Annotated in this window: 31 protein-coding genes; 17 read left to right on the plus strand and 14 right to left on the minus strand. The window is 58.2% G+C overall.

What is annotated here, in order from left to right:
* Window positions 1-36 precede the first annotated feature (36 nt).
* The gene (locus CKALI_RS00720; protein ID WP_231580494.1) at window positions 37-348 is read left to right on the plus strand and encodes an ArsR/SmtB family transcription factor; all 312 of its coding nucleotides are present in this window, start codon (window positions 37-39) and stop codon (window positions 346-348) included.
* Between the two features lie 4 nt (window positions 349-352).
* Here CKALI_RS00720 and CKALI_RS00725 read toward each other — a convergent pair whose 3' ends face one another.
* Window positions 353-2,863: a multicopper oxidase domain-containing protein gene (locus CKALI_RS00725; RefSeq protein ID WP_156191485.1), complete on the minus strand. Its 2,511-nt coding sequence runs from the start codon at window positions 2,861-2,863 to the stop codon at window positions 353-355.
* Between the two features lie 46 nt (window positions 2,864-2,909).
* Window positions 2,910-4,085 carry an MFS transporter gene (locus CKALI_RS00730; RefSeq protein WP_231580495.1) on the minus strand — a complete coding sequence of 392 codons (1,176 nt, stop codon included), beginning with the start codon at window positions 4,083-4,085 and terminating at the stop codon, window positions 2,910-2,912.
* Window positions 4,086-4,151: 66 nt separating this feature from the next.
* Between CKALI_RS00730 and CKALI_RS00735 the strand changes: the two genes are divergently transcribed.
* Window positions 4,152-5,030 carry a LysR family transcriptional regulator gene (locus CKALI_RS00735; RefSeq protein ID WP_197079727.1) on the plus strand — a complete coding sequence of 293 codons (879 nt, stop codon included), beginning with the start codon at window positions 4,152-4,154 and terminating at the stop codon, window positions 5,028-5,030.
* Between the two features lie 81 nt (window positions 5,031-5,111).
* On the opposite strand, the gene CKALI_RS00740 is transcribed toward CKALI_RS00735, so the two are convergent.
* Entirely contained in the window at window positions 5,112-5,711 is a 600-nt protein-coding gene (locus CKALI_RS00740) for a superoxide dismutase (protein ID WP_156191487.1), read from the minus strand.
* Between the two features lie 78 nt (window positions 5,712-5,789).
* On the opposite strand from CKALI_RS00740, the gene msrA reads away from it, so the two are divergent.
* On the plus strand, window positions 5,790-6,404 hold the full coding sequence (msrA, locus tag CKALI_RS00745; RefSeq protein WP_156191488.1) for a peptide-methionine (S)-S-oxide reductase MsrA: 615 nt from the start codon (window positions 5,790-5,792) through the stop codon (window positions 6,402-6,404).
* Here msrA and CKALI_RS00750 read toward each other — a convergent pair.
* Genes CKALI_RS00750 through CKALI_RS00760 form a run of 3 tightly spaced genes read right to left on the minus strand, consistent with a single transcriptional unit; the run spans window position 6,401 to window position 7,577 of the window.
* Window positions 6,401-6,706, minus strand: a complete 306-nt coding sequence (locus tag CKALI_RS00750) for a DMT family transporter (RefSeq protein WP_156191489.1) — start codon at window positions 6,704-6,706, stop codon at window positions 6,401-6,403. The two genes, msrA and CKALI_RS00750, sit on opposite strands and share 4 nt — an antisense overlap.
* Window positions 6,703-7,020 carry a DMT family transporter gene (locus CKALI_RS00755; RefSeq protein ID WP_156191490.1) on the minus strand — a complete coding sequence of 106 codons (318 nt, stop codon included), beginning with the start codon at window positions 7,018-7,020 and terminating at the stop codon, window positions 6,703-6,705. The genes CKALI_RS00750 and CKALI_RS00755 overlap by 4 nt, the downstream gene beginning before the upstream one ends.
* A gap of 44 nt (window positions 7,021-7,064) precedes the next feature.
* On the minus strand, window positions 7,065-7,577 hold the full coding sequence (locus CKALI_RS00760; protein WP_156191491.1) for an NADPH-dependent FMN reductase: 513 nt from the start codon (window positions 7,575-7,577) through the stop codon (window positions 7,065-7,067).
* Window positions 7,578-7,630: 53 nt separating this feature from the next.
* Here CKALI_RS00760 and CKALI_RS00765 point away from each other — a divergent pair, with 53 nt between their 5' ends.
* A complete protein-coding gene (locus CKALI_RS00765) occupies window positions 7,631-8,278 on the plus strand; it encodes an alpha-ketoglutarate-dependent dioxygenase AlkB family protein (RefSeq protein WP_156191492.1) in 648 nt (215 codons plus the stop codon).
* Here CKALI_RS00765 and CKALI_RS00770 read toward each other — a convergent pair.
* Together CKALI_RS00770 and CKALI_RS00775 are read right to left on the minus strand one after the other, a co-directional pair.
* Window positions 8,275-8,427 (minus strand): antitoxin, encoded by a 153-nt coding sequence (locus tag CKALI_RS00770; protein WP_231580496.1) that lies wholly within the window; start codon window positions 8,425-8,427, stop codon window positions 8,275-8,277. The genes CKALI_RS00765 and CKALI_RS00770 overlap by 4 nt on opposite strands.
* Window positions 8,428-8,648: 221 nt before the next feature.
* Entirely contained in the window at window positions 8,649-8,939 is a 291-nt protein-coding gene (locus CKALI_RS00775) for an antitoxin (RefSeq protein ID WP_156191494.1), read from the minus strand.
* Window positions 8,940-9,054: 115 nt separating this feature from the next.
* On the opposite strand from CKALI_RS00775, the gene CKALI_RS00780 reads away from it, so the two are divergent.
* Genes CKALI_RS00780 through CKALI_RS00805 form a run of 6 tightly spaced genes read left to right on the plus strand, consistent with a single transcriptional unit; the run spans window position 9,055 to window position 12,067 of the window.
* Complete coding sequence (locus CKALI_RS00780; protein WP_156191495.1) at window positions 9,055-9,654, plus strand: DNA-3-methyladenine glycosylase I; 600 nt, start codon at window positions 9,055-9,057, stop codon at window positions 9,652-9,654.
* Between the two features lie 5 nt (window positions 9,655-9,659).
* Window positions 9,660-10,361, plus strand: a complete 702-nt coding sequence (locus CKALI_RS00785; RefSeq protein WP_156191496.1) for an SDR family NAD(P)-dependent oxidoreductase — start codon at window positions 9,660-9,662, stop codon at window positions 10,359-10,361.
* Window positions 10,358-10,678 carry a YbjQ family protein gene (locus CKALI_RS00790; RefSeq protein ID WP_156191497.1) on the plus strand — a complete coding sequence of 107 codons (321 nt, stop codon included), beginning with the start codon at window positions 10,358-10,360 and terminating at the stop codon, window positions 10,676-10,678. The genes CKALI_RS00785 and CKALI_RS00790 overlap by 4 nt, the downstream gene beginning before the upstream one ends.
* An 11-nt stretch (window positions 10,679-10,689) precedes the next feature.
* Window positions 10,690-10,977 carry an RNA-binding S4 domain-containing protein gene (locus CKALI_RS00795; protein ID WP_197079728.1) on the plus strand — a complete coding sequence of 96 codons (288 nt, stop codon included), beginning with the start codon at window positions 10,690-10,692 and terminating at the stop codon, window positions 10,975-10,977.
* A 3-nt stretch (window positions 10,978-10,980) separates the two neighbouring features.
* The gene (locus CKALI_RS00800) at window positions 10,981-11,793 is read left to right on the plus strand and encodes a VOC family protein (RefSeq protein ID WP_156191499.1); all 813 of its coding nucleotides are present in this window, start codon (window positions 10,981-10,983) and stop codon (window positions 11,791-11,793) included.
* The gene (locus CKALI_RS00805; protein ID WP_156191500.1) at window positions 11,771-12,067 is read left to right on the plus strand and encodes an MGMT family protein; all 297 of its coding nucleotides are present in this window, start codon (window positions 11,771-11,773) and stop codon (window positions 12,065-12,067) included. Before CKALI_RS00800 ends, CKALI_RS00805 begins: the two co-directional genes overlap by 23 nt.
* Here CKALI_RS00805 and CKALI_RS00810 read toward each other — a convergent pair.
* Window positions 12,056-12,616, minus strand: a complete 561-nt coding sequence (locus tag CKALI_RS00810; RefSeq protein ID WP_156191501.1) for a hypothetical protein — start codon at window positions 12,614-12,616, stop codon at window positions 12,056-12,058. The genes CKALI_RS00805 and CKALI_RS00810 overlap by 12 nt on opposite strands.
* A 13-nt stretch (window positions 12,617-12,629) precedes the next feature.
* Here CKALI_RS00810 and CKALI_RS00815 point away from each other — a divergent pair, with 13 nt between their 5' ends.
* Together CKALI_RS00815 and CKALI_RS00820 are read left to right on the plus strand one after the other, a co-directional pair.
* Window positions 12,630-13,088, plus strand: a complete 459-nt coding sequence (locus CKALI_RS00815) for a methylated-DNA--[protein]-cysteine S-methyltransferase (RefSeq protein ID WP_156191502.1) — start codon at window positions 12,630-12,632, stop codon at window positions 13,086-13,088.
* Entirely contained in the window at window positions 13,085-13,702 is a 618-nt protein-coding gene (locus tag CKALI_RS00820) for a CG0192 family protein (protein ID WP_156191503.1), read from the plus strand. The genes CKALI_RS00815 and CKALI_RS00820 overlap by 4 nt, the downstream gene beginning before the upstream one ends.
* On the opposite strand, the gene CKALI_RS00825 is transcribed toward CKALI_RS00820, so the two are convergent.
* The 3 genes from CKALI_RS00825 to CKALI_RS00835 all read right to left on the minus strand — a co-directional run bounded on the left by CKALI_RS00825 (window position 13,699) and on the right by CKALI_RS00835 (window position 16,759).
* Window positions 13,699-15,528 carry an ABC transporter permease family protein gene (locus CKALI_RS00825; protein ID WP_156191504.1) on the minus strand — a complete coding sequence of 610 codons (1,830 nt, stop codon included), beginning with the start codon at window positions 15,526-15,528 and terminating at the stop codon, window positions 13,699-13,701. The two genes, CKALI_RS00820 and CKALI_RS00825, sit on opposite strands and share 4 nt — an antisense overlap.
* A 116-nt stretch (window positions 15,529-15,644) precedes the next feature.
* On the minus strand, window positions 15,645-16,295 hold the full coding sequence (locus tag CKALI_RS00830) for an ABC transporter ATP-binding protein (protein ID WP_156191505.1): 651 nt from the start codon (window positions 16,293-16,295) through the stop codon (window positions 15,645-15,647).
* On the minus strand, window positions 16,292-16,759 hold the full coding sequence (locus CKALI_RS00835; RefSeq protein WP_156191506.1) for a PadR family transcriptional regulator: 468 nt from the start codon (window positions 16,757-16,759) through the stop codon (window positions 16,292-16,294). The genes CKALI_RS00830 and CKALI_RS00835 overlap by 4 nt, the downstream gene beginning before the upstream one ends.
* Window positions 16,760-16,894: 135 nt before the next feature.
* On the opposite strand from CKALI_RS00835, the gene CKALI_RS00840 reads away from it, so the two are divergent.
* Complete coding sequence (locus CKALI_RS00840; protein WP_156191507.1) at window positions 16,895-17,434, plus strand: ABC transporter ATP-binding protein; 540 nt, start codon at window positions 16,895-16,897, stop codon at window positions 17,432-17,434.
* On the plus strand, window positions 17,431-18,420 hold the full coding sequence (locus CKALI_RS00845) for a hypothetical protein (protein ID WP_156191508.1): 990 nt from the start codon (window positions 17,431-17,433) through the stop codon (window positions 18,418-18,420). Before CKALI_RS00840 ends, CKALI_RS00845 begins: the two co-directional genes overlap by 4 nt.
* 77 nt (window positions 18,421-18,497) lie before the next feature.
* On the opposite strand, the gene CKALI_RS00850 is transcribed toward CKALI_RS00845, so the two are convergent.
* Window positions 18,498-20,270 (minus strand): M13 family metallopeptidase, encoded by a 1,773-nt coding sequence (locus CKALI_RS00850; protein WP_156191509.1) that lies wholly within the window; start codon window positions 20,268-20,270, stop codon window positions 18,498-18,500.
* Between the two features lie 20 nt (window positions 20,271-20,290).
* On the opposite strand from CKALI_RS00850, the gene CKALI_RS00855 reads away from it, so the two are divergent.
* The 3 genes from CKALI_RS00855 to CKALI_RS00865 all read left to right on the plus strand — a co-directional run bounded on the left by CKALI_RS00855 (window position 20,291) and on the right by CKALI_RS00865 (window position 22,656).
* Window positions 20,291-20,830, plus strand: a complete 540-nt coding sequence (locus CKALI_RS00855) for a hypothetical protein (protein WP_156191510.1) — start codon at window positions 20,291-20,293, stop codon at window positions 20,828-20,830.
* An 86-nt stretch (window positions 20,831-20,916) separates the two neighbouring features.
* Window positions 20,917-21,627: a PrsW family intramembrane metalloprotease gene (locus tag CKALI_RS00860; protein WP_197079729.1), complete on the plus strand. Its 711-nt coding sequence runs from the start codon at window positions 20,917-20,919 to the stop codon at window positions 21,625-21,627.
* 30 nt (window positions 21,628-21,657) lie between these two features.
* A complete protein-coding gene (locus CKALI_RS00865) occupies window positions 21,658-22,656 on the plus strand; it encodes a glycoside hydrolase family 25 protein (protein ID WP_156191512.1) in 999 nt (332 codons plus the stop codon).
* A 56-nt stretch (window positions 22,657-22,712) separates the two neighbouring features.
* Here the strand turns inward: CKALI_RS00865 and CKALI_RS00870 are convergent, their stop codons facing one another.
* Window positions 22,713-24,215 (minus strand): SulP family inorganic anion transporter, encoded by a 1,503-nt coding sequence (locus tag CKALI_RS00870; RefSeq protein ID WP_156191513.1) that lies wholly within the window; start codon window positions 24,213-24,215, stop codon window positions 22,713-22,715.
* Window positions 24,216-24,260: the final 45 nt, after the last annotated feature.

A 24,260-nucleotide genomic window follows, 5' to 3' on the forward strand; every position in this document is an offset into this window, starting at 1 on the left:
ATGTCCTATCGAGCACTGTCAATATATACTGAGTGCATGGAATGTTGTTCGCTGTGTGATGGCCCCCTCTCGGATGGGGAGGCCGAGAGGCTCGCGGCGCTGTTCAAAGTACTCTCCGACCCCGTCCGATTGCAGTTGCTCTCCGAAATCGAAGCCGCCGGCTGCGGCCCGCTCACCGTCAATGACCTAGTCGGGCGCACCTCACTGTCTCAGCCGACCGTCTCGCACCACCTCAAGCTGCTTACCGACGCCGGGTTGCTCCGAAAGGTACGAGTCGGGCGAAGCGTGCTCCACGAAGTGCAGCCGGAACCGTTCAAAGAGCTGCAAAAGGTACTCGACCTCTCCTAGTCGATTAGGGAGTCACCACCAATTTGCCGCGAGCTCCGCGTTCGGCATCGATGAAACTGTGATTGACCATCGTGTATGTTCCCGCTTCAGGGAACGTTGCTTCCACGAAGCCGCCCTGGGCTGCGCTGAGGTCCAGTGCTTGACCGCCACCAGTTTTCGGCCCAGCTAGACCAGGGGTAGTGCCATCCAACAAGGTATAGGCGCCTTCCTTGTACATCGTGTGGAATTGTCCGCCCACGATGTGAAAGCTCAACGGGCGATTCGGCCCGGCGTCGAGGAGCCAAAAACGAGCCGTTTCGCCAGCTTTCAATTGCAGGGGAGTGGCCACATACTGGTCTTCCCAGCCATTGAACACCACAGCGTCAGGCTCGCCTGCGGCCAGCTTGGCTGGGTCAACCGGGTTGTCTGACGTGCCGTCCAGGCCGTAAACCTCAGATTGCACCAGCAAAAATTCCTGATCCACTGGAGCTAGACCCGGTGGATCAATAATTACCGCACCGAACATGCCCGCGGCCACGTGCATAGACATCGGCATTGTGCCGCAGTGGTACAGCCAAATGCCAGCATGGTTGGCGCGAAAATTGTATTCCAGCTGTTCCCCAGGATTAATCGACTTCATCGTCTCATCTGGGGACACTTGCCCAGCATGAAAATCAATGGAATGCGCCATGGTGCCGGAGTTGATGAAGGTGACGCGAAACTCGTCGCCGACTTTGCCACGCAGAATCGGACCTTGAATCCCGCCATTGAAAGTCCAGCGGCCACGGCCGTTGATTTCCGTTTCCTGCACATCGATGGTCACTTCGTGCACCTTTGCTGCCGGAGCGGGCTCGAGGGAGGCGTCTACCAGGGCTGACTCTGGCGCCTTGGGCTGCTGCTTAGCAAAGCCTGCGCTGGAGCCACCCGGATTATTGTGGTCTGCATTGCCATCGACGTTGATCTGGAGAGTCATTCCCTGCATGCGATGACCTGCTATCGAACACCATGCTTCTTGGGATGTTGTGATAATGCCAGCATCAACGGTGGTGGTCGCGCCGGGCTGAAGTCTGCCGGAAGTAGCACCAGATTCTAAAACGAGGTCATGTATCTGGCCGTCATGATTAGCAACGTTGAGGATGAGCCGGTTGCCTTTGGGAACGTCAATAGCATTTGGGCTAAACGCCATGCCGTGAATCATGATGTTCACAGTGGTGGTTTGACCGGTAGCCATGGTGGCAGAATCGGATGTCGGTGAAGGTGGCACACTTGTGCCACCACTGAACAGCACTGCGAGCGCAGTCAGTGTGGCCACCCCGGCGGTTATTTGATTCCACCGTGGTGCCTTGTGTGGCTCGGGTCCTTCGGATTCCTTCAATAGCACTGCCTTTTGGGTCTTCACGGCAAATGGCATAGCCACCAAGAACCAACCTAAAGCTCCACATACCAACAAGGAAGCAACTACCTTGAGCCACGAGTTGGTGCTGTAGATCCAGATCAGCAGACCGCCATTGATCACGGTGGAACGAAACAGTGCGCCCTGGTTCATTGTGTACATTCCTGCGCGTACCGCTGCGGGTCCGCCGCCAATGGTAGATGGCAAAACGTAGCTCATCGTGCCGATCAGCAACTGTGCAGCGAATCCAACGAGGAGACCCAGCGTGGGCAAGGTGGATCCAAAAGCAAAAACGAGCAGGGATCCGATCAGCCAGAATTGGCTGAACAGTGCTGAAAGCGCAGCGAAAGAGAGTCGGTCTCGAGGATTGAGCAGGACTCGAAATGCGCTGAAAAGGAAGCCCGTCAAGGCCAGCGCCCATCCCGCGGTATAGATGAGTAAACCTGCCTGTGCGCCACGTCCGGTGAGGCTGCCGATAATCCCAATGACCAGCCCAATGGATAGAAGGTGCAGCGCGGGTTTGGTGTAGTCCCGCACGATCTGGGTGCGCCACATCGCTGGAAAGAGTACCGCTAGGCTGCCCAGTGCCGCGAAGCCAACAAAGCCACCGAAGTTCAGTAGTAAATGTGACTCCAGTAGTCGACTTGGCCAGGGGTCAGGAAGTGAAAACGCCATAGCGCCACCGAAGACTGCGCCCACCATGAGCGACAGTGCGGAGAGTAGATATGCCTGCACGGAATGAGAAAAGCGCTTGTCGCTCTGGTAGAGGCTCAGGAGGAAGCCGAAATGCCAGATGAGGGCAAGGATCACGCCACCTGCGCCGATGGCGGTGACAACTGGCAGCCCACTGAGCTGGCCGAGGATAATCGCCATGATTGCTGAGTTGAGCAGATAAAAGCGCCAAACGGTGTGCTCTCGCTGGGAATCTGACACAGCGGAGTGGAGCCATTTTTCGGTGAAGTGTCCGCTCCAGAGCATGACTGAGTTGGTCAGTGCACCCAGGGTGAATAGATGGATCAGAATCCATCGAAACTGTGGCAATACGGGGTGAATGAGTCCGGCAATTACCAACGCAATCAGCCACCACGTGACAAACTTGCTTGCTTTGCTGTGCCAGGAGCGCGGGCGAGCAGACTTAATCATGACTTTAATTTACATGTTTAAATCCTACGGTTCCACACTTGGTGATCTAGGAAGCTGTTCTGGTCTGGCGCCACAGCACTAACCCCAGTCCAACTATCAGTAAAGCCAAGGTGGAAAGCCACATCGTAAATTCGAACCAGCCCAGCTGGAACATGTGCCCGGAGAGCCAGCCAACCACGGAACTGCCTGCGTAGTAGTTGAAAATGTACATGCTGGAAGCTTCTGCGCGGTGGGATTTTGCAAGTAGTCCCACCCAGCTTGAGGAGGTGGAGTGCAGGGCAAAGAATGCGGCGGTGAAGACGAACAGTGCTACCAACATCACAGGCAAAACATGTGTGTTCATCAGGGGGATGGGGATTAAGAGTAAAACTGTGGACCAACAGGCGACCGGTCCCGGTCCGTATCTTTTCACCAGTGTTCCTGCCCGTGCGGAACTCCAGGTGCCAGCCAAGTACATGATGAACAGCAATCCGACGATGCCCTCGGACAAGCCAAAGAGTGAGATCAATCGAAATCCGAGGTAGTTGTACACGGAGACGAAAACGCCCATCGCCAGGAATGGCATGATGAACAGCATGGCTAGGCGGGGATTCTTCCAGTGATTAAGCATCGCCTGTAGCTCGGTGCCGAAATGTAAATCCTTGGGTCGGAAATTCTGCTGTTTGGGCAAAAGAACCAGCACAAGCACTGCCATGGACAGGGCGAATGTGGCGTTGATGCCCATGGCCCAGCGCCAGCTGGCAAACTCCACGATTCCGGAGGGGATGAGGCGGCCGATGAGTCCGCCGACTGAGTTTCCGGCGATGTACAGTCCCATCGCGCGGGAGAGGTCTTCGCGGTGAATTTCCTCGGATAGCCAGGTCATTGCGACCGCCGGCGTGCCGGCAAAGAACATTCCTTGGAGTGCGCGGATGCCAATGAGGAGCGCGGGGCTGGATACGAACGGGATCGCCAGTCCGAGGAGGCTGGCGGCCAGGAGAGAAATGACGAGCACGCGACCGCGACCGAATTTCTCGGACAGGATTGATGCAGGTACTACGCAGATCGCGAGCATTCCCGTGGCGGCGGAAATAGTCAGCGCTGCCGTCGTGGGGGTGATATCAAACTCACTGCTCAGAGTGGGGAGGAGTGCTTGGGTGCAATACAGGCCGTTGAACGTGGCCAGGCCGACAGCGAGCATGGCCAACGTTGCTCGTTGATATGTCGATTCGCCTCTTCGCATGCCCGCCATACTGCTATTATATACCTAAACTAGAAGTGTATCCCGAAAAGTGATTCGGAGAATGAATTGAATCTTTCTACTGTCGACATCGCGAGCTTCCTCGCAGTCGCCGAATCGGGCCACCTCACGGAAACTGCCGCCGCGCTGGACGTTCCGCAACCGACTCTCTCCAGGCGCATCGCCCGACTCGAAGAAGAGCTCGGCGCCACCCTCTTTGATCGCGTCGGCCGATCGCTGCAGCTTAACGCCCGTGGTCGGGCATTCCAGTCCTATGCCCGTGACATCATGACTGCCACCGATGCCGGCTCCCGCGAGGTTCACCGCCTCATGGACCCCGAGCGCGGCACCGTTCGCATAGGCTTCATGCACTCCCTGGGCACCTGGCTCATCCCCTCCCTCCTGCGCGAATACCGCGCCCGCTTCCCCCAAGTCCAATTTGAACTGTGCCAAGGTCCGGCGCGCGACCTGGAAAACGCCGTGCTTATCGACGACCTCGACCTCGCCTTCGTTAGCCCGGCGCCAGCATGTCCTGAGGTGTCGTGGGCGGTCCTGCGCACCCAGGAACTGGCGTTGGCGGTACCCAGCGGGCATCCACTAGCCGGACGTTCTTCGGTGCCACTTGCCGAGCTCAAGGGCGAGCATTTCATCGGAATGTACGAGGCGTACGGCATTCAAATCATTCTCGAGCACCTTGCTGCTGATGCCGGGTTTACTCCCAAGATCGCGTTTCGAACCCAGGAAATGACCACAGTCGGTGGCCTCGTTTCCTCTGGTCTGGGCGTCGCCTTGCTTCCCTTAGGGGATCCGGCGTTGGCATTCGATGGTGTCGAACTGATTCCGTTAGAACCGCGTTTCGAGCGCGACATCGGCTTGATTTGGCAGTCAGGGCTTTTCGAGGCGCCACCCGTGGAGTTGTTCAAGAATTTCGTGCTCGGGCGGATCTAGCAGAATCCCCAACTCGATAGCAAAAACTGCCCCGGTCCCTCCACATGGAAGGCCGGGGCAGTTTGCGGTATTTAAAGCTATTTACTTAGCAGCTTCGAAGCGCTTTGCTACTTCGTCCCAGTTGTAGACGTTCCAGACAGCCTTGACGTAGTCTGCCTTGACGTTCTTGTACTGGAGGTAGAAAGCGTGCTCCCACATGTCGAGCATGAGCAGTGGGCGCAGGTCGATGGAGAGGTTGCCCTGCTGGTCGGTCATCTGCTCGATAACGAGGCGCTCGCCGATGGTGTCCCAAGCCAGAACTGCCCAGCCGGAGCCCTGCAGGCCAAGAGCGGCAGCGTCGAAGTGTGCCTGGAAATCCTCGAAGGAGCCGAAGTCGCGGACGATGGCGTCGAGAAGCTCACCGGTTGGCTGGCCACCAGCGTTAGGAGCCAGGTTCTTCCAGAACAGGGAGTGGTTGGTGTGTCCACCGAGGTTGAAAGCCAGGTCCTTGGACAGGCCGGTGACAACTGCGCCGATGGTGCCGTCCTTGCGAGCAGCTTCCATCTTCTCAAGAGCAGCGTTTGCACCGTTGACGTAGTTCTGGTGGTGCTTGGTGTGGTGCAGCTCCATGATTTCAGCGGAAATGTGTGGCTCGAGAGCGTCGTATGCGTAATCGAGCTGTGGAAGTTCGTACTTAGCCATGTGGTAAAACCTTTCGTTTGACGGTGTGCTCCCCATGATAGGCGTGTTTTGGATTTCCGCAACGATATGATGGCGTATATGGGATTCCTCTTCGCTCCGAAACCGGAAATGGTCACCGCCGAAACCGCACTTAGGGGTGGCTCGGTGCCTGTCAATCCGACTCCTGCCCCACACGCAGTCCTGGACATGCCACTGGATCTCGCGGGCAACGAGATCCTGGTCGGAATTGGTTGCTTTTGGGGCGCCGAAAGAATGTATTGGGAGATGCCGGGTGTGCTCACCACCAGCGTCGGTTATGCCGGTGGTTTCACCCCGAATCCGACGTATCGGGAGGTCTGCTCCGGTCGAACCGGGCACGCCGAGGTTGTTCGCGTTGTTTTCGGCGATGAGATTTCGGTGGAGGATGTCGTCGTTAAGGCGCTTGAGGCGCACGACCCCACCCAGGGTTACCGTCAGGGCAACGACGTCGGGACGCAGTATCGGTCGATTTTCTGCACGCACGAGCCGGCGCGGGTGCAGGCGCTTGTCGACGCCTATGGCCGCAAACTCGAGGAGAATGGCTTCCCGCCGATCACCACTGAGGTGACCGGCATGCAGCCGTATTACTTGGCTGAGGAGGAGCATCAGCAGTACCTGCACAAGGTGCCCAACGGCTATTGCCCGATCCATTCCACCGGAATTAAGTGCGGCTAGCCGAGCTCCACGCAGAGCACCCCAACCATGATCAGGCCGAGACCGAGCAGCATGGTTCGGGTGATTTTCTCTTTAAACAGCAGTGCGGAGAGTGCGGTGGTGGCGAGTAGTCCGAGGGCTGCCCAGAGTCCATAAGCGATGGCTAGCGGCATGCCGGTGCGGAGCGTCAAAGCCAGGAAATAATAGGAGATAACGTAGAGCGCGGTGACGGGTATGAAGACCCAGCGCTGGCCAAAAGTTGCCACTCGCAAAAGTAGGGTGCCACAGACTTCGGTGATGATCGCGCCCAAAAGGTAGATCATTTGGCGCCGGCCTGGACCAAATAGACGCCGCCCACGATGAGGGTGAGCCCAATCGCGCTGAGCAAAGACAGCGGATCGTGGAAAAGAACGGTGGCCAAAATTGCCGTGAGCGCAACCCCGATGGCTGACCACAGGCCATAGGCTACGCCGAGGCCCATCCCTGCTTTCAGCGTTCGGCTGAGGAAAAAGAAAGCGCCGACATAGCCAGCAGCCACGATGACCAGGAGGTATCGGTTGCTGAGCGCGGGTTCAAGGCTGAGGGTGGCGACCACTTCGCAGGCAATTGCCCCGCTCAAGGGGATCCAGGGATGCACGGCTAATGATCCTATCTTGGACGCTGACCCCCAGCGCAGTGCGGCTACTTGGTCAGCTGCTCGACAACCTGCTGGAGCGCGCCAGCCTGGTGGGCGGCTGGGACGAACTTGCCGTCGACCATCTCGTGGTTGAGGTTGATGGAAACCTGGGCGCGTGGCAGCGACATGGAGAAGTTGTGCAGCACGATGCGCAGGTGGTCAACCGCGCGGATGGCGCCGTCGAAACCGTAGGAAACGAAGCTGGCCTTCTTGCCGAGGAGTTCAACGCCAAGGGAGTCAATGGCGTTCTTGAGAGCACCTGGAATGCTGTGGTTGTACTCACCGGTGACGAAGATGAAGGCGTCGAACTCAGCCATCTTCTCGCCCCAGGCTTGCTGCTCGGGGACGTCGTACTTGCCCTTCAACATCATTGGCGGGACGGCGCTGGTCAGCAATGGCAGGTTGAATTCTTTGAGGTCGACGAGCTCAGCGCCCTCGATGTTGTCGACTGCCCACTGGGCTACCTGAATGCCGAAGCGGCTGTCGCGGATGGAACCGAGGACTACTGCAATTTTCATGCCTTCTCCAATTTTGTTGATAAGTCTACAATTTCAGGGGATATCCTAACAGTATGCCTTCGCTTTTCAACTCCGTGCCCACCCCGCCTCGTCGAATCGCATCTGGCGTGGCTCATGTACCTGGGTTTTTATCCCTTGAGCAGCAACATGATGTGGTGGAGAAGGCCCGCGATCTTTCACGTGGGCATATGAAACGGCCGGAATTGAAATCAGGCACGATGAGTGTCTACATGCATATGTTGGGCTACCGCACCTTGGCAAACCTTAACCATTACGAGCGATCCCCGCTGGATATGCCCCAATGGGCGCTGCATGTGGGGCGCGCCGGGCTGGCTGCTGCCGCGGAGGTGGCGCCTGAATTGCAGCCCTGGGTCGCCAGCTTCAAGCCTGAAATGCTGCTGATTAACTACTATCCGCCCACCGCCACGATGGGGTTGCATCAAGATGCTGGTGAAGAGTCCGAAGCGCCGATCGTCTCCCTCTCGGTCGGGGACTCGGCGCTGTTTCGACTCGGAAACTGCGAAAACCGCAATCGGCCCTGGCATGACGTGCAGCTCCAATCCGGTGATCTCCTCGTCTTCGGTGGGGAGAACCGGCGGGCATTTCACGGCGTGCCCAAGCTCTATCCGGGCACGCTGCCGGCTGATTGCGGTTTGCGGGAAGGGCGAATCAATCTCACGATTCGCCAAGTAAATCTCTAGTTCAGGCGGTCCTTGACCGTATCCTGTGCGCGGTCAACGTGCTCAGCGTGCTTGTCGCCAGTCTTGTTGTCCACTGCGTCGCCTGCCTTATCGACGGCCTGGTCTACCTTCTCCGGGTTCTGCTCCGCGAAGTCTTTTGCCTTGTCCATGATGCCCATTATTCAAATCCTTTCGTTGTGCGGCTATGCATGGCCCAGCCTAGGGGTGGCCGTGGGACTTTGCTGAGGGGACGCTTTGACTAAATCTCTGTGACCTGGAGAAACGGGAATTGTGGGCACTAGAATGCAACGGCTTTGTGATGACGGTGAGATGATTCGGGCACGAAAAAGCCGCAGCCATTGTCGGCTGCGGCTCTCGTGGAAGTTGGAGATTACATCTCTGGTGCTGGGGTGACGTTAGGCTCGTCTACTGGATTTTCCACTGGGGTCTCATCCATGACAGGAGCCTCGCCAGGGGCTGGAGCTTCGGTAGGTGCTTCTGCCGGTGCGCCAGCCTTCTCGCCGCGGAGCTTGTCCTTCGCCAGCTCCTGAGCCTGATTGACCTTGTCGGCGAACTTGCCTTCGGTCTTGGCGTCGATGAGGTCGCCAGCCTTTTCGATAAGCCCGTCTACCTGATCAGGGTTCTTCTCGGCGAAATCCTTAGCCTTGTCGAAGATGCTCATAGCCGTCGTCCTTTCGTTGAAAACGTTGTAACTCATTGTAAGTCAATTCTCGCTCGAGCGTGCGTAGAACATATGTGCTAACTGATCGGTGGGGATGTCTCTTGGCCTGTTTAAAATGTGGGGCATGAATGGAAATCTAGAAGAAAAAGGGCTTGTCGCCTGTGAAGATGGACGTATTCGCCCTGCATGGGCGGCAGAGTCGGAGCTCATGCGGAATTACTACGACCATGAATGGGGCCGGCCAATACTCACGGAATCCGAGGCGTTTGAACGCCTCGTCCTCGAAGGCTTCCAAGCTGGATTGTCCTGGGCTATCGTGCTGCGAAAGCGAGATGCATTTCGGCTGGCCTTCAAGGACTTTGACGTCGATGCGGTCGCCGCATTTAGTGAATCAGATATCGAACGGTGCGCTGAAAATCCCGACATCATCCGCAATCGTGCAAAGATTCGAGCGGCAGTACACAATGCGCGGTGCGTTCAAGAACTCCGGGAAGATGGCGGCCTGCTCGCCCTATTAGCGTCTTTCGCTCCCGAGCACTGGGAGCAGCCTGTCAGCAGTGCAACTGCTCATACTGTCTCCGCAGAATCGCATCAGATGGCAGCAACGCTGAAGAAAAAGGGTTTCAAGTTCGTTGGCCCGACTACCTGTTTCGCGCTCATGGAGGCAACAGGTCTGATAAATAACCGCGTCGTCGGCGCGTCCGACCTATTGTAGGAGGTATGACTAAGACAGCATTGGTGACCGGCGGGTCAAGCGGGATTGGTGAAGCCACGGCAGAAGCATTGGCGCAGGACGGCTGGCATGTCATTGTCGCGGCACGTCGTGCTGATCGCGTAGCTGCTATCGCTGAGCGCATCGGTGGTACAGCCGTGGTAGTGGACGTGACCGATGTGGATGCGGTACAACGCATGGCAGATAGTATCGACAGCCTCGACTTGCTGGTTAACAATGCCGGCGGCGCAAAGGGACTTGACTCAATCGCTGAGGCCAACGTCGATGATTGGCGCTGGATGTACGAAACCAACGTTCTTGGCACCTTGAACGTCACGCAGGCCCTGCTTGACAAGCTCATCGCGTCCGAGGGCAGCATCATCAACATCGGTTCCATCGCGGCTATCACGCCGTACAAGGGTGGAGCAGGTTACAACGCCGCCAAGTTTGGCGTGCGCGCCATGACCAAGGTCTTGCGCCAAGAAATGGAAGGCGTGCCGATTCGCGTCACTGAAATCGACCCAGGCCGCGTGAAAACCGATTTCTCGCTCGTCCGGTTCAAAGGTGATGAAGCGAAGGCAGATGCTGTCTACGCAGATAAACTAAATCTGACCGCACAAGATATTGCCGAAGCCATTCGGTGGGTCGCAGCATTACCAGCCCACATGTGTATTGAAAACATGACCATCAAGCCAAGGGACCAAGTATGATTGTCACCACCACAAACTCCGTCGAAGGCCGCGAAATTGCCCACTATATTCGCATAGTGGCCGGGGAAACCATCGTCGGTATCAATGCATTCAAAGACTTCACCGCGGGCCTACGAAATATTGTCGGCGGACGCAGCGAGGCTTATGAAGGCGAAGCGCAAGCAGCTCGAGAAACCGCACTCGCAGAACTTGTGCAGCGCGCTATGGAACTCGGTGCCGATGCCGTCGTCGGTGTAGCGCTGGATTACTCCACCATGGGGCAGGCAAACAACATGCTGATGGTGAGCGCGACCGGTACTGCGGTCAAACTCGCGTAAGCTCTATCCTCATGTATGACGTCGGTATCAAAGACGAATCCATCAAACTTGGCCAGTTCATTAAACTAGCCAACTTGGTTGACACCGGAGGGGCGGCAAAAGAAGCCATTGCCGCAGGTCAAATCACCGTCAACGGTGAAGTTGACACCCGCCGAGGGAAAACCCTACGCCCAGGCGATGTTGTCTGTATCGGGGACGTATGCGCCAAAGTAGTCGCTCAAGACGATGAGGAAGACGATTACTTTGACGAAGCCACCGCGAACGACGATTTCGACTACGAAAAATGGAAGAACATGTGACCCATGCCAGCATTTGAATCACGCCACGGAATGCCCATCTGGAGCGAGCTTTCTACGTCTGACCTGCGCAAGAGCAGCCACTTTTACCAAACAATCATGGGCTGGGAATGCGATGACAATGATCAGTACCGCCTTGCCCGCAGCCAAGGCATGCCGGTAGCTGGCTTCGTCGCCCAGGAAGCTGGCACCATGCCAGACTCTTGGGTCACCTACTTCTTCACTGAAAACATCGAGAACACCGTTGAACGCGTCGCTGAACTCGGCGGCCGCATCCTCCTCGAACCAACCGAGATCACCCGCGGAACCATCTCGCTGTGCGTCGACCCAAGCGGCGCCATCTTCGGTCTCTTGGCGACCGAGGAAATCTTCGTCGCTGGCGGGGAACCAGGCACGGCTGCCTGGTACGAACTCACTGCCACTGCAAAGTACGCTAAAGCCGTCGAGTTTTACGAAGAACTTTTCGGCTGGATGACGTCCGCAATGACCTCCCCAGACGGAAGCTTCAATTACACCAGCGCTCTGGAAGACGGCGCACCTTTTGCTGGCCTGTGGGATGCCGAAGGCCAGTTCCCACCGCAGGTACCGAGCTTCTGGCAGACCTACCTCGGTGTCCTCGACGTCGATGCCGCCGCAGCACAGGTCGCCGAACTCGGTGGCACCGTCATCCGGGAACCATGGGACTCCGACTTTGGGCGCATGTGCCTGATTGCCGATTCCACCGGCGCGACCCTGACCCTGGCGCAAGTGCCAGAACCAGCAGAAGAAGGCCGCGAGGAAGACCCGCTCCAAGGCATTGACCTCAGCCAGTTCCAATAAAGACCGCGAAGCGCTTATCGACGCCGTCCTGGACCACGTCAGCCAGCTGAAAGCCGGCGAGGTGGCCACCTACGGCGAAATAGGCGCAGCCGTCGGATGCGGCCCACGCCAAGTCGGCCGCATCATGCGCGAATACGGCTCCGAAACACCCTGGTGGCGAGTCGTCCGCGCCGATGGGACCAGCGCTGTCGCCGACAAAGCCCGCCCACACTGGCGTGCGGACGGGCTGCCCCTCAAAGAAAACGGGGTGGACCTAAAGAAGCTAACTCTTTAAGAACTCCGCCACGGCCTGAATTTCCTCACGGGCCGACTTCGGAGTCTGAATCCAGTTGCCTTCCGGGCGGGTCAAAAGGTAATTGTCGAAGCCCGCATCTTCAACCAGCGGACACCCCTCGCCCAAACCCCAAGCGTAGGACGAAAATCCCTTAGCTTCGGCCACCTTATTAGTGGCCAGAATTGTCGATCCCGAAAGTTGCGCGGCAGCAGCCACCAACGGGAACCAGTAATTCTCCGTCGCCGGTCCATGCGCGCGACCAAAAGAAGCTACCGCAGTACGGCCGGTCGGCTTCGACGGGGTAAACAACGTGCCCAGGCCGTGCTCGGACATCGATACGCCCGGCCCGTACAGTACGCCCGGCATTTCATGATCCGCTGCGGTTCCGAGCTGCATCATTGCAGCGTGCGTCAAACGATCCGGTAGCCGCGCCAACCAATCTTCCAGGTCGGTCAGCGGGTAATGCTCGTGGATGTACCATTCGAGTAGCTCGAACTGCTCTTTGTCACTGAGCTTGCGGTCTTGCCCGCCTACAACGAAATCGTTCATAAGAATTGAGTATATGCTTTCCTTCGACTCCGCCCTGGGACCTTTGACAATTGTTAGCTCCGATATGGGGATCACCCAGGTCCAGTTCAAAGCCAGCGACGCAGGCGACGGGACACAGTTAGAACAGTGGGCCAGGGAAGAAATCGAGAGCTATTTAGCAGGGCAGCGCCGTGAATTCAGCGTCCCGCTGGACCGGAAAGCGTTGCAGGTGAAGCGCTCCTTTCATGATGAGGTGCGGCACCACTTGGCGTCGATAAGCTATGGCGAGACGAGGACTTACGGTGAGATCGCGGCTGAACTTGGCAGGCCAGGCGCCGCGCGGGCAGTGGGAACAGCGTGCGCGCGTAACCCCCTGCCCATCCTAGTGCCATGTCACCGGGTTTTGGCTAGCAAGGGGCTGGGCGGATATCTAGGCGGATTGCCCGCAAAACAGTACTTGCTTGCCCTGGAGGGAATACACTGGCAGCCATGAGCGGCGTAGCAGAGATTATTTCGGCAACACTAACCCCAACCAAACAAGAAGTATTGCAGCAGTGGGTGCCCGGTTTCAAGGAAATCGGAGCTTTTCGCCTGGTAGATCCCGCGGGAGAGGTGGGAATCGATTTCGTGCTGGGCACCGATGGTGAAGACCGTCCGATTCAGCTTCCCGTGACTTACCGAAGTGATGAACTCCCGAGCGGTGTAGTCGGCACCATGGAACACAGTGTGCTGGGTACCCGGTACGTTGCGAAGGCAACGGCCGATCCGGTTGCCATCGGGGAGATCGTGCGTGTGATTTTGGCTGGCGATACTGAAGCTGAACGCAGCGATGGCAAAGCTCAAGCGCTCCATATCCAGGGGTCGGGCCAGACTCCCACGACCGAGATCACGGATGTTGTGATCGAAGATGTCACTGAGGAGAGCGTCCGAGCGAACGCCAAAGTCAATGGCGTGGGTCGATCATTTGAGCTGCGGCTGCCGCGCCGGTTGCTGCCGGTGAAGCACCTGCGGGTATCACGCATGCCGTCCGCCCGAAATATCATTGGTGTGCGTCCGGATTCGGAAGAACAGCTCGTCGTCGCAGAATTGATCTGGCGCGACCTCTAGAAAAAGAGTCCGAAGAGGATCCCGAGGGCCAGGCCGGGGACTGCGATACAGCAGGCTTGGGCCCATCGGTAACTGCGCAGGGTGCGCGGGCTGGCTCCGATATGCTGCAGCCGGGCTCGGTCGGTGTGTGATTCTTGCTGGGTCAGTGTCAGGACAAGGCCAGTAATACACGCCACGAAGATGATTCCGAGTGCGAGCAGGATTCCCATTACGAGTCCTATTGAAGCGGATTCGGATGTGGGCCCGATCTCTAAGCCGGAGAGCTGACTTTGTCGATGAAGTGCGAGTTGCTTGAGTGGGGCTGGTTCAGCAGCAAAGAGGGAAGCTTGGTATTCAAGAGGTTTATCTGCTGCCATTGTCGGGGTGGTTAATTTGCCGGGCGTAGACAGGTGAAGGTCAGCTTCCGTGATCGGCGTGCCCGAGTCAAGCTTTGCTTTGGCGCGTTCGCGTACCTCATCATCGATGCTGAGGTAGTCCAAAAACTCGGGCTCTGCGATGATCTCGTAGTTGTAGATGCCGAGTTTGTACCAAGCGAGGTGTCCGTCGTAGCTGTCGCCTGAAGTGTCAGCAAAGGTGTAGAGGTCGGTTCGGGGACCGAAGTCTTTCTCGAGGTCGCGCAGCTGTGGTTCATACCCGACTGGCGAGTTCACTACTTGTTGGGCGCGTGCCAAAGTTCCGGAGTTGAATGGGGAGCTGTCAGGCATCATGCGGTGTGCAAGTTGGCTGAAAGCAGTGAGGGCAACAGCGGCTAGAATGATTGCGCCGATAGCGCTAGCGCTGCGCAGGTAGTTTCGGTGAGCGTCGCGAAGCGCCATGCGCAGAACAGCGGGGCTGCGTTTTGCGAGGGCGGGGGCTAGAGCAACCACTGTGAAACCGCTCAGGGCGCCACCCAGAATGAACAGGGGTAAAGCTACGTAGAAGCCGATCTGTGGTTCACGAAACAGCAGCCCGCCGATGACGAGTAGCACCGGACCCGGGATCGCATGCCAGAGCCGTGGCCGGGCCTGTGGCCGCACGATTAGGGGGATCATCGAGGCGATGAGAGCAGAGGTTATGGTCACAGCGGCGAACATCAATCCCAGTGCATAGTCCCAGATAACGGATACGTCCATGAGAAAACGCATGCTTGCCTCAGCTAGCAGCCAGGACAACGGTAGCCCGATGAGGCAGCCACCAATACCAAGGAACAAGCCGTGGTATCCGAACATACTGCGGATTTGTGAGCGCCTGGCGCCAACTTGTTCCAACAGCTCCACGGTGTGTGACATGCGCTTATGTGCTACAGCAAACAATGGCGCGGTGAGCCCAGCAGTGAAGATGATGATCAATGACAACAGGGACAGCATTATTGCGATTCCAGCAGGATCTTGAAAGAAGGCCACTACAATCCGGCTGGCTTTGCCGGGCAAGTGTTGCCGAGAGTCCAGCTCGATGTAGGTGGCGGGTACTTCCCCTTGTGCGACCCACCACTTTCCAGGTTGGGCAGTTTCAAGGCCGGTAGCAAAGTCCGCGTGGTGCGCAATCGAATTGGAAAACAGATGGAGACGGTTGACTGTGAGCAGGCGATCGGCAACCACCACGGTGTCGCCCTCTTCGACTCCCAAAGCGCGAGCTGTCCGAAGCGGTAAATCGATTGTTCCGGCAGGAGGCACTTGGAGGTCCGCAGTGCCGGCAGCAGGGTCGAGCGCGGTAATCCAGTTTCGTGCTTCCACGCCATTGTGGGAGAGCAACACCTGCCCGCGAACTGCAGGCAAGAATCCCGCGCCGAGATCCTCATGGGTACGGACATAGGTGAGCGTGTTCTCGGGGTGTTCTTCATATCGCATCGCGGTAAATGCGAGTGAAAAAACGGCCGTGAGTAGGGTAATCGGGATGGCAAACAATAGGACCGCGGTCAGGGAGCTTTTCCAGTTCCTGATTATGTCCCGCCAAGCTAGCCGCATCATTGCAGCTCACCATCCTTAAGTCGTACGCTGCGATCTGCATACGCTGCCAAACGTGGCTCATGGGTGACGAGTAGCCCAGAGGCACCTTCATCGACCCGGGAGCGGATCAAGCGCATAACGGCATCGGAGTTGGCGGTGTCGAGGGCGCCGGTAGGTTCGTCTGCCAAGATGACGGATCGGGGGCCGATGAATGCACGGGCAATTGCTGCGCGCTGCTTTTCGCCACCGGACACGTCAGCAGGGAATGAGTCGGCTACCGCGCTGAGACCGAGGTTCTCCAGTTCCTGGAGTGCAGCCGTGCGGGCATCCGGGATCTTTGCTAATTCGAGCGGCAGAGCTACGTTCTCCGCGATGGTCAGGGTGTCAATAAGGTTGTAGTCCTGGAAAACGAATCCGAGATGATCACGTCGCAGGTCAGCGCGCTGGTTGCTGTCAAGGGTTGCGCAGTCTTTGCCGTCGATAAGCACGCGGCCTCGGGTGGGCTCTTCGAGCAGCCCAGCAATCCGCAGCAACGTGGTTTTGCCGGCACCGGAAGGTCCCATGACGGCGACGAGTTCGCCCGGTGCGACCTCCAGAGTCACATCCCGCAGGACGGTGCGTACTTGTGAGCCGTCGGGGTAGGAATGGGTGATGTTTTCAAGCTTCATGATTGTTCCTCCAGGTAGTCGAGCCAGCGCGCCTCGGCTTCGAGATCGAAGATCTGCCGTTGCTTGAGCAATTCGGCCGCACCTTCGGCCTGCATACGGGTCAATTTGCGCAGGCGCGCCATGTTCGCCTCGCGTTGCACCTTGATCAGAGGCCCGCGATCCTGCACGACGGCCATCCGAATCACCAACTCATCGCGGTCATCCGCAGGCTTTTCGACGGCCGTTGCCAACCATTCCTGGAGCTCGCGCTTCCCGTCGGCGGTGAGGCTGAAAATGTCGGCCTTGCCTTCACGTCCCGTGACCTCGATCAACGCATCTCTTTGTAACCGCTTGACGGTTTGATACACCTGGCCGATGTTGAGCGGCCAAGTGTTATCAGTACGTTCGTGGAACGTAGCTTGCAGCTGCGCCGATCCTTGTGGTTGTTCCCCAAGGAGGCTGAGTAGAGCGAATTTGATGGACACTAGTCTGGACACCTCCTTACCCAGTAAGTTACCGGGTAAGTTGAGTTTTGGCAAGAGCAATGGTGTGGCTCTAATGCCTGATCGGGGCGGTTACGCTCGAGTCAATCTAAATCGAACCTTGCTACTCTAATGGGTATGTTGAAAGTGGATTGCACTTACGGCCACAAGCTTCCCATCGGCCACCTGGACATGACTTTCGTGCCGGGCGGAATGTATGGACTTCGGGGCCCAAATGGTGCGGGAAAATCCACCCTGCTCAGCACTATCGCGGGCGAGCTGGACCCCATCGAAGGTGCCATCGATTTCGATGGTGACGGCGTCATCATGCGGGTTGGTGACCCGATCTTTTACCCAGACCTCACGGTATCGGAGCACCTCAAGCTGCTGACCGATGAGTCCGATGAGCTGGTGGACACCTGGCGACTCGAGGATCTACTTCCGCATCCGCCGATGTGGCTGTCTAGCGGCCAACGTCAACGCGTATTTCTAGCTTCTCAACTCGCAGTTCCTGCTGATGTGGTGCTCATCGACGAACCGGAACGTCACCTGGATCAGAATTGGATCGAATTCCTCTGCACACAGCTTCAGGATCGGGCGAAAGATGACATCGTGATCGTAGCCTCGCATGCCGACATCGTCTTGCAAGCATGCGCCGAGATCATTGACCTGTCATGAAATTCCTCGAAAAGATCTCTGGCTTCTTTTATCCGATCGTCGTTGTATGCATCGTGGCCGGGCTTTTCTGGCAGGGAATGTCCTGGTTGGATGCGCATTCAGGTACGCCTGCTTCCCGCATCCCCAGTGGCATCGCCCAGACGGCAGGGATCATCGCCGTGGTCGCCTTTACCTGGTTGATGGAAAAACTCATGCCAATACGTGCTCTGTCCGAGCTGCGCTGGGTTTATCGCGAGCGTCCCCGTCAGCGCAGGCGCAGTCTCGATGCCGATTCCGTTACTCAACTCATCGCAAATGCTCTCTTCGGATCGATTGTTGGTGCCGCTTTGGGGCATGCCATGGTCGGCGCTGTCGGTGCGGTAGCCTTGCGAGCATTTTTGGGAGCACTCAAGCCCGCCCGGCTCTCTCAGTTGCTTTCCGCAGGTCGAACCCGTCTCATAGGCCTTAGTTCGCTGCACGTCCAGGACAACGAGCTCGCCTCGGACGCGCTGACTGGCATGTGGATGTCCTCACCGCGAGCCTTCGCTCGCCCGCTTGCTTTACGACGCCTCCAGCGCCGCTCCTATTTGCTGGTCATCGCCCTCATTCAATGCGCTAACGCCCTGGCGACAGCCAACAGTGCTGGTATTGGAGCCTTCATCGTATTCAGCTTGACCTGGACGATCCTCGGTGCGGGTGTCTACCGATGCGGTGACTTGCGCAAGCTCACCCCAACCCCTTGGCCTGGCTACTTCATGGCAGCCGGACATGCTCTGGTTGGTATGGCGTTCATGGCCTACGTGTGGCCGATGCCGTGGACTGCCCTCGCAATGATGGCAGTGGCCATCGGATTCGGTTCTTATCAGCGGGGACAACCTCGCAGGGTGGTATCCCTTACCTACGTAGACAACGGGATGGGAATGTCCGCGCCACCGGAGCTGGTCTACTACTACCTCAAAGGGTTACCCCTGGTAGTGATGGCGGCGGGAGCGGCGTTAGCGATCTAGCTGCCGGATTTGGCAATGCAGACCGACTTTTTAGGGGTTAAACGTCAGTCTGCATAACCAAATCCAACCTGGGTGGTCTACCAGATCCGCACGCGCTCCTCGGCTGGAATAGCCATCTCGCCGACCTCGAAGGCTTCGTAGAACTCGTCGATGTTGGCCGCGATCACGTTGCAGCGGAACTCGGCAGGGGAGTGCGGGTCGATCGCCAAGTACTGTTCAGCCATCTCTGGGCGGATCGCGGTGCGCCAGATCCTCGCCCACGAGAGAAAGAGCTCTGGCAATTCGGGGCGAGAGCCACCGGACATGAGGAAAGCGGTCACTGCAATGCCGAGTCCGCCGAGGTCACCGATGTTTTCGCCCAGGGTGAACTCACCGTTCACGCCCTTGATTCCTTCCTTGCCCTCCAAAACAGATGGGATCAGTCCATCGAACTGGGACACCAACTTGGAGGTGAGTGCAGCGAAAGCTTCGCGGTCAGCGGTGGTCCACCAGGAGTTCAGGTTGCCGTCGCCGTCGTAATGCGAGCCCTGGTCGTCGAAGCCGTGCCCGATCTCGTGGCCGATGACCGCGCCGATGGCGCCGAAGTTGGCGGCCTCGGAGGCGGTGGGGTCAAAGAACGGCGGTTGGAGGATGGCGGCGGGGAAGGTGATGTCATTGACCACCGGATTGTAGAAAGCGTTGACGGTCTGTGGGGTGGTGACCCACTCGTCGCGGTCAGCTGGTTTGCCGATTTTGGCTACTTCATAGTCGTGGTTGAAGGCGGAGGCGGCGCGGACATTGGCTACCAATGACGGGCCAAAAGTGAGCTCGTCGAAGGAGCGCCACTGATCCGGGTAACCGATTTTTGCGCGGAACTTTGCCAGCTTCTCCAGCGCGCGGGCACGGGTGTCCGGCGTCATCCACTCGAGTTGAGAGATTCGGGATTCGTAGGCCTTGAGTAGCTTGGACACCAGATCGGACATGTAGTCCTTGTGTGCGGGTGGGAAGTGCTGGGCCACGTAGGCCTTGCCGATTTCCTCGCCTACCTGCGACTCAACCAGGCCGACAGCGCGCTTCCACCGATCCCTTTGCGAGGTCGCGCCGGTGAGGGTGCGGCCATAGAACTCCCAGTTCGCATGGGAGATCTCTTCGGTGAGATACGGTGCGCGGGCGGAAAGGACGTGCCAGGTCAGCCACGGCGTCCAGTCCTCGGTCTCCAGGAGCTCGGCAAGCGCGGTGGTGAAGGAAGGCATCATGTTGATCACACGGTGCTGCGGAATGCCGGCGGCGGTAAGCAAAGACTGAATAGGCTGAGGCAACTCGGAGAATTCACTCGGGTTGAAGGTCTTCTGGGCGTCGCGCGCCTCCACGTTGGTCCAGTGCGCGGCGGCGAGCTTCTTCTCCAGAGCAACCACGAGGGGTGACAGCTCGGACTTGTCCAGGAATTCCAACATCCGCTCAACGTGCTGTTCGTAAGCCGCCAAGATTTCCGGGTGCTCGCGGTAGTAGGCCTCGTCAGGCAAGCCCAGTCCGGCCTGGTAGAGGTACACCAGAGACTCTTCCGATGCCGAGTCCTTGGCTACATAAGCGCCAATAGGTGCGGAAACGCCGGTGCGCCACAGCTTGCCGATTGCCTCAGTCACGGGCAGGGAAAGCAGATCAAGATCCTCAGCGAGTGGGGCAACGCCCAAAGAGTTCAGGGTGGCAACGTCCATGAAGCCGGTGTAGAGGGGGTGCTGTTGCACCAATTCGTGGACGGCGGCCTCGGCGTCGTCGCGAAGCTTGTGGAAGGTGCCGTCTACGGCCCGGTCCTCGGGGATGACGTGGGTGGCCAGCCACTGGCCGTTGACTTCTTCGTACAGGTTGTCCATACCCAACTATCCTAAGGCTTATGCCCTCATACCGACTCAAACCCCGCCTGCCGTTCTGGAAGATCGCTGGTGTTGCGGTTGCGCTCATGGTGTCTCCGTCCTTGCTGAGCCTGGTGATACCGCAGGTCGATGACGACCGGAGCCAAGTCACGCTTGGCATGGTCGGCATCGATTGGGAAGTGCCTATCTATTGGCCGGACGGCGGGGAACTCGTCTGTGAGGAAGCAGGCGATGTCATGTTTCCCATGTGGCAATGCGAAGGTGCCAAGGTACACACCCTGATCATGGAAGACAGTGAGGACGCAGAAATCACTTTGCAACGAGCGATGCGGGCATTGTTAGTTGTCCCCATCAGTGAGGGGGAATTTGTCCGTGACGGCGACGTTTTGCTCTATGAAACAGCGGAAGGCATTGGGCTCTCCAAACAATCCGAGGGACACACCATGATCGCTGTGGTGGAAGGGGACAAGCGACGACCGTACGCGGCACTCATTTTGCATGAGCTTCGCGACGGCCAAGGCGAGCTCCCCGACCTCAGCGAGCTGGGGGTGCAAGCATGAACCGGCTCTGGCCTGTATGGCTGATTACGATTGTGGGGCTCCCCGCTTCCCTTATTTTTTCGGCTGTCAATGGTTTTATTTCGCCAGTGGGCTTTGGTCTCGGTCTGCTGTTTGTTGCGATTTATCTCGTCGCCGGAATCCTGCTGTTTCGCGCCGGGCCGCTCTGGCCGTCCGCGGGGCCACTCTATGTGGTGGCCTGCCTGGTGTGGGGTGCTGCGATCTCCCTTGGCCTGGTGTTCTTGCCGGCGCTGGGGTGGGTGGAGATCACGGATCGGTTGGGCTGGGATGCGGTACAAGCGTCGTTCGCGGGAGCCTATCCAGAGGAAATCGCGAAAGCCCTCGGGGTCCTGGTGATGCTGTATGCGTTCCGCAGGCTGAATCGGCCGTGGCATGGCTTCGTCACGGGCGGACTGGTCGGTCTTGGTTTCGAGGTCAACGAAAATCTGCTTTATGGCGCCGTGGGCGCAGTTCTCGATGCCAACAGTGATTTTGATGGTGCCGTTCAAACATGGGGAGTGCGGCTGCTGGCCGGTCCCGGATTGCACATCGTGCTTACGGCGCTGTCGGGCTGGGGAATCGGGTTGGCGCTCTTCCAGCGCGACTCTTTGAAGGGGTTGTGGTGGGTCTTTGTAGCCTTCTCCCTGCACTTCTTGTGGAACATCATGTGGCCAACGGAAGTGGCCATGGTGGCCCACTACGTGGTGATGTCCGCCATCATCTATCCGCTCTTCATGTGGATCTACGTCCAGGCTGTTAGGAGAAGAAAGTCAGACAACTCTTACGTGTTACTGATGTGACTGATGTGAAAGTTGTGTACCGTTGGGTCCATGCGTATTCGACGGATTCTTCTGCCATTTATTCTTTCCGCCACGTTTCTCACCCCTGCAGCCATCGCTGACAGCACCCACGCCCCTTCTGGCATCGACGTTGCCAGCTGGCAGGGAAACATCGACTGGGCATCCGTGAACCAGTCACAGGAATTCGCCTTTGTGAAGGCTACCGAGGGACTCGGCTACCAGAATCCGCAATACACCACTGACATTCAGCAATCCCGGACCAACGGCCTCATCGTCGGCGCCTACCACTACGCCAGGCCAGGCACCGATCCAGTAGCCCAGGCTGCCGAGTTTGCGGCTGCCTACAATGCTCACCCGCAAGACCTGCCACCCGTCATGGATCTTGAGCAAACTGATGGCCTGAATCCGGACCAACTGCAAGCCTGGACTCGCACCTTCCTCGGCGAAACCGAGCGCCTGACCGGGCGCAAGCCCATCGTCTACACCTACCGCTACTTCTGGCAGCAAGACATGGCCAACACTACCGAGTTCAACCGCTACCCACTGTGGCTCGCCGCTTACCAAAACGATGTCCCGGGGCAGCTACCCGGTGGCTGGGACCAGATGGCATTTTGGCAGCGTGCCGACGACGGCCGCGTCAGCGGAATCCATACCCCCGTGGACATGAACCTATTCAACGGCACCCCATCCCAGCTCAATGGATTCTCCGGCTACGGCGGAGTCCTCACCCCAGGCGAGACTGTCGCAACCGGGTTTGACCTGGGAGCCTCCAGCAAGGAGCTCATCGCGGCCCTGCTTGCAGCAGTGGGAGCTCTGGGCATCCTGCCTGCCGATCAGGCCGGAGCGTTGGCGCAGCAGCTCGGCGGAGCAGCAGGCCTGGAAGGGGATGTGGCCGGCGCCCTCGGTGGCTTAGTGAAGCAACTCGATGGCAATCTTCCCGTGGGAGACCTGCAGGCCATGGCGCAGGGCAACTACACGATCGGTGATTTGCTCCTGCTGCTCAACGCGGCCGGGCACCAAGTGCCTTAGGTCTTACCGGACACCAGGATGAAATCTTGTTGGCACCATCAAATTTCATTCAGCCTTCATGACTCCGCAAACCGCTCCACCCGCTCCGCGCTCGCTGCGTCAAGTCCGGTGAAATGAACAGGGATGCCACGATCCTGGTATTTCTGCGAGATGGCATCGAGTGTGGCGGCCGCCGAAGTGTCCCACACGGTGGCCCCGGAGAAGTCGATAACGACTTCCGGCAGCGCGCGACTGTAGTCGAAGAAGTAGATGAGGTCGTTGCTGGAGGCGAAAAATAGCTGGCCGGTAACGCGGTAGCCTTCGGGAGTCTCAGCCACCTCGACCATTTGGGCGACGTGGCGAGCGAAGTTCACCATGGCCACGAGCACACCAGTCACCACGCCAATGGCAAGGTTCGAGGTCGCGAGCGTCACCACCACGGTTGTCAGCATGACCAGGGTCTCCGACACCGGCATGGCCCGCAGCGTCCGCGGGGCCACCGAATGCCAATCAAACGATCGCAGCACCACAATCAGCATGATTGCGACGAGCGCCGCCATCGGAATGAGCCCCACCACGTCCTGCAACAGCATGAGCAAAGCGAGCAAAAAACTGCCTGCGAGCAGCGTGGACAAGCGGGTACGCGCGCCGAGTTCCTTGACGTTAATCAAGGTCTGGCCGATCATCGTGCAACCGCCCATGCCACCAAACAACCCAGAACAGATGTTGGCCACGCCCTGCCCGAAACTCTCTCGCGCCTTAGAACTATGCGAGGCAGTGATGTCATCGATCAACTTCGCAGTCAGAAGTGACTCCATCAGGCCGACCAAAGCCATCCCCAATGCAAACGGGGCAATGATGCGGAAGGTTTCCCAGGTCAGCGGGACGTTTGGCACCAGCAATTCAGGGAGCGATGTTGGCAATTCGCCTTGGCCACGTACCGTCGGCACATTCCAACCCAATCCGGCTGTCAGAGCGGTCAAGATGACCACCACGACGAGTGGGCCGGGGATGGCCGTCGATAAGCGCGGCAACAACAGCAGCACCGCCACACCTGCAACGACCAGCGGGTACACCAGCAGCGGCACGCCGATCAGGTGCGGCAGCTGGGCCATCAGCACCACGAGCGCCAGCGCGTTCACGAAGCCAACCATGACGCTGCGTGGCAGAAAGCGCATGAGCTTTGCGACGCCCACAGCCGCGAGCACCAGCTGGAAAATGCCAGCCAGGATCACGGTCGCGAGGAAGTAGTCGAGCCCATATGTCCTGGCTACGGGCGCAATCACTACCGCGACTGCGCCCGTAGCGGCAGCGATCATCGCAGGGCGGCCACCGGTGAAGGAAATGACGATGGCCATGATGACGCTCGAGAAGAGACCCACGGCCGGGTCCACGCCCGCGATCACCGAAAACGCGATCGACTCAGGGATGAGCGCCAGTGCGACAATTAACCCGCCGAAGATCTCTTTGCGGAGCTGGCCCTTGGTGGCGAAGGCGTAGCGGAAGGACCCTACGAGGGACACGGGGATTGCGGATTCTGCGTACGCCAACTGGGAGCCTTTCAGTCTTGGTGGAATCAAAAAAGCAGACTGTAAGAATCTACAGTCTGCTTTAACAGATGGAAA

The organism is Corynebacterium kalinowskii (assembly GCF_009734385.1).
GTDB lineage: Bacteria > Actinomycetota > Actinomycetes > Mycobacteriales > Mycobacteriaceae > Corynebacterium > Corynebacterium kalinowskii.

What these genes read in the sequence shown, in the direction of transcription:
- CKALI_RS00825 (WP_156191504.1), bottom strand. Translation starts at nt 15,528, where the DNA reads ATGCGATATGAAGAACACCCCGAGAACACGCTCACCTATGTCCGTACC.
- CKALI_RS00760 (WP_156191491.1), bottom strand. Translation starts at nt 7,577, where the DNA reads ATGAAAATTGCAGTAGTCCTCGGTTCCATCCGCGACAGCCGCTTCGGC.
- CKALI_RS00750 (WP_156191489.1), bottom strand. Translation starts at nt 6,706, where the DNA reads ATGATCTACCTTTTGGGCGCGATCATCACCGAAGTCTGTGGCACCCTA.
- CKALI_RS00830 (WP_156191505.1), bottom strand. Translation starts at nt 16,295, where the DNA reads ATGAAGCTTGAAAACATCACCCATTCCTACCCCGACGGCTCACAAGTA.
- CKALI_RS00740 (WP_156191487.1), bottom strand. Translation starts at nt 5,711, where the DNA reads ATGGCTAAGTACGAACTTCCACAGCTCGATTACGCATACGACGCTCTC.
- CKALI_RS00820 (WP_156191503.1), top strand. Translation starts at nt 13,085, where the DNA reads ATGAGCGGCGTAGCAGAGATTATTTCGGCAACACTAACCCCAACCAAA.
- CKALI_RS00865 (WP_156191512.1), top strand. Translation starts at nt 21,658, where the DNA reads ATGCGTATTCGACGGATTCTTCTGCCATTTATTCTTTCCGCCACGTTT.
- CKALI_RS00730 (WP_231580495.1), bottom strand. Translation starts at nt 4,085, where the DNA reads ATGCGAAGAGGCGAATCGACATATCAACGAGCAACGTTGGCCATGCTC.
- CKALI_RS00845 (WP_156191508.1), top strand. Translation starts at nt 17,431, where the DNA reads ATGAAATTCCTCGAAAAGATCTCTGGCTTCTTTTATCCGATCGTCGTT.
- CKALI_RS00790 (WP_156191497.1), top strand. Translation starts at nt 10,358, where the DNA reads ATGATTGTCACCACCACAAACTCCGTCGAAGGCCGCGAAATTGCCCAC.
- CKALI_RS00765 (WP_156191492.1), top strand. Translation starts at nt 7,631, where the DNA reads ATGCCTTCGCTTTTCAACTCCGTGCCCACCCCGCCTCGTCGAATCGCA.
- CKALI_RS00850 (WP_156191509.1), bottom strand. Translation starts at nt 20,270, where the DNA reads ATGGACAACCTGTACGAAGAAGTCAACGGCCAGTGGCTGGCCACCCAC.
- CKALI_RS00855 (WP_156191510.1), top strand. Translation starts at nt 20,291, where the DNA reads ATGCCCTCATACCGACTCAAACCCCGCCTGCCGTTCTGGAAGATCGCT.
- CKALI_RS00810 (WP_156191501.1), bottom strand. Translation starts at nt 12,616, where the DNA reads ATGAACGATTTCGTTGTAGGCGGGCAAGACCGCAAGCTCAGTGACAAA.
- CKALI_RS00775 (WP_156191494.1), bottom strand. Translation starts at nt 8,939, where the DNA reads ATGAGCATCTTCGACAAGGCTAAGGATTTCGCCGAGAAGAACCCTGAT.
- CKALI_RS00770 (WP_231580496.1), bottom strand. Translation starts at nt 8,427, where the DNA reads ATGGACAAGGCAAAAGACTTCGCGGAGCAGAACCCGGAGAAGGTAGAC.
- CKALI_RS00780 (WP_156191495.1), top strand. Translation starts at nt 9,055, where the DNA reads ATGTGGGGCATGAATGGAAATCTAGAAGAAAAAGGGCTTGTCGCCTGT.
- CKALI_RS00785 (WP_156191496.1), top strand. Translation starts at nt 9,660, where the DNA reads ATGACTAAGACAGCATTGGTGACCGGCGGGTCAAGCGGGATTGGTGAA.
- CKALI_RS00720 (WP_231580494.1), top strand. Translation starts at nt 37, where the DNA reads ATGGAATGTTGTTCGCTGTGTGATGGCCCCCTCTCGGATGGGGAGGCC.
- CKALI_RS00800 (WP_156191499.1), top strand. Translation starts at nt 10,981, where the DNA reads ATGCCAGCATTTGAATCACGCCACGGAATGCCCATCTGGAGCGAGCTT.
- CKALI_RS00795 (WP_197079728.1), top strand. Translation starts at nt 10,690, where the DNA reads ATGTATGACGTCGGTATCAAAGACGAATCCATCAAACTTGGCCAGTTC.
- msrA (WP_156191488.1), top strand. Translation starts at nt 5,790, where the DNA reads ATGGGATTCCTCTTCGCTCCGAAACCGGAAATGGTCACCGCCGAAACC.
- CKALI_RS00840 (WP_156191507.1), top strand. Translation starts at nt 16,895, where the DNA reads ATGTTGAAAGTGGATTGCACTTACGGCCACAAGCTTCCCATCGGCCAC.
- CKALI_RS00725 (WP_156191485.1), bottom strand. Translation starts at nt 2,863, where the DNA reads ATGATTAAGTCTGCTCGCCCGCGCTCCTGGCACAGCAAAGCAAGCAAG.
- CKALI_RS00815 (WP_156191502.1), top strand. Translation starts at nt 12,630, where the DNA reads ATGCTTTCCTTCGACTCCGCCCTGGGACCTTTGACAATTGTTAGCTCC.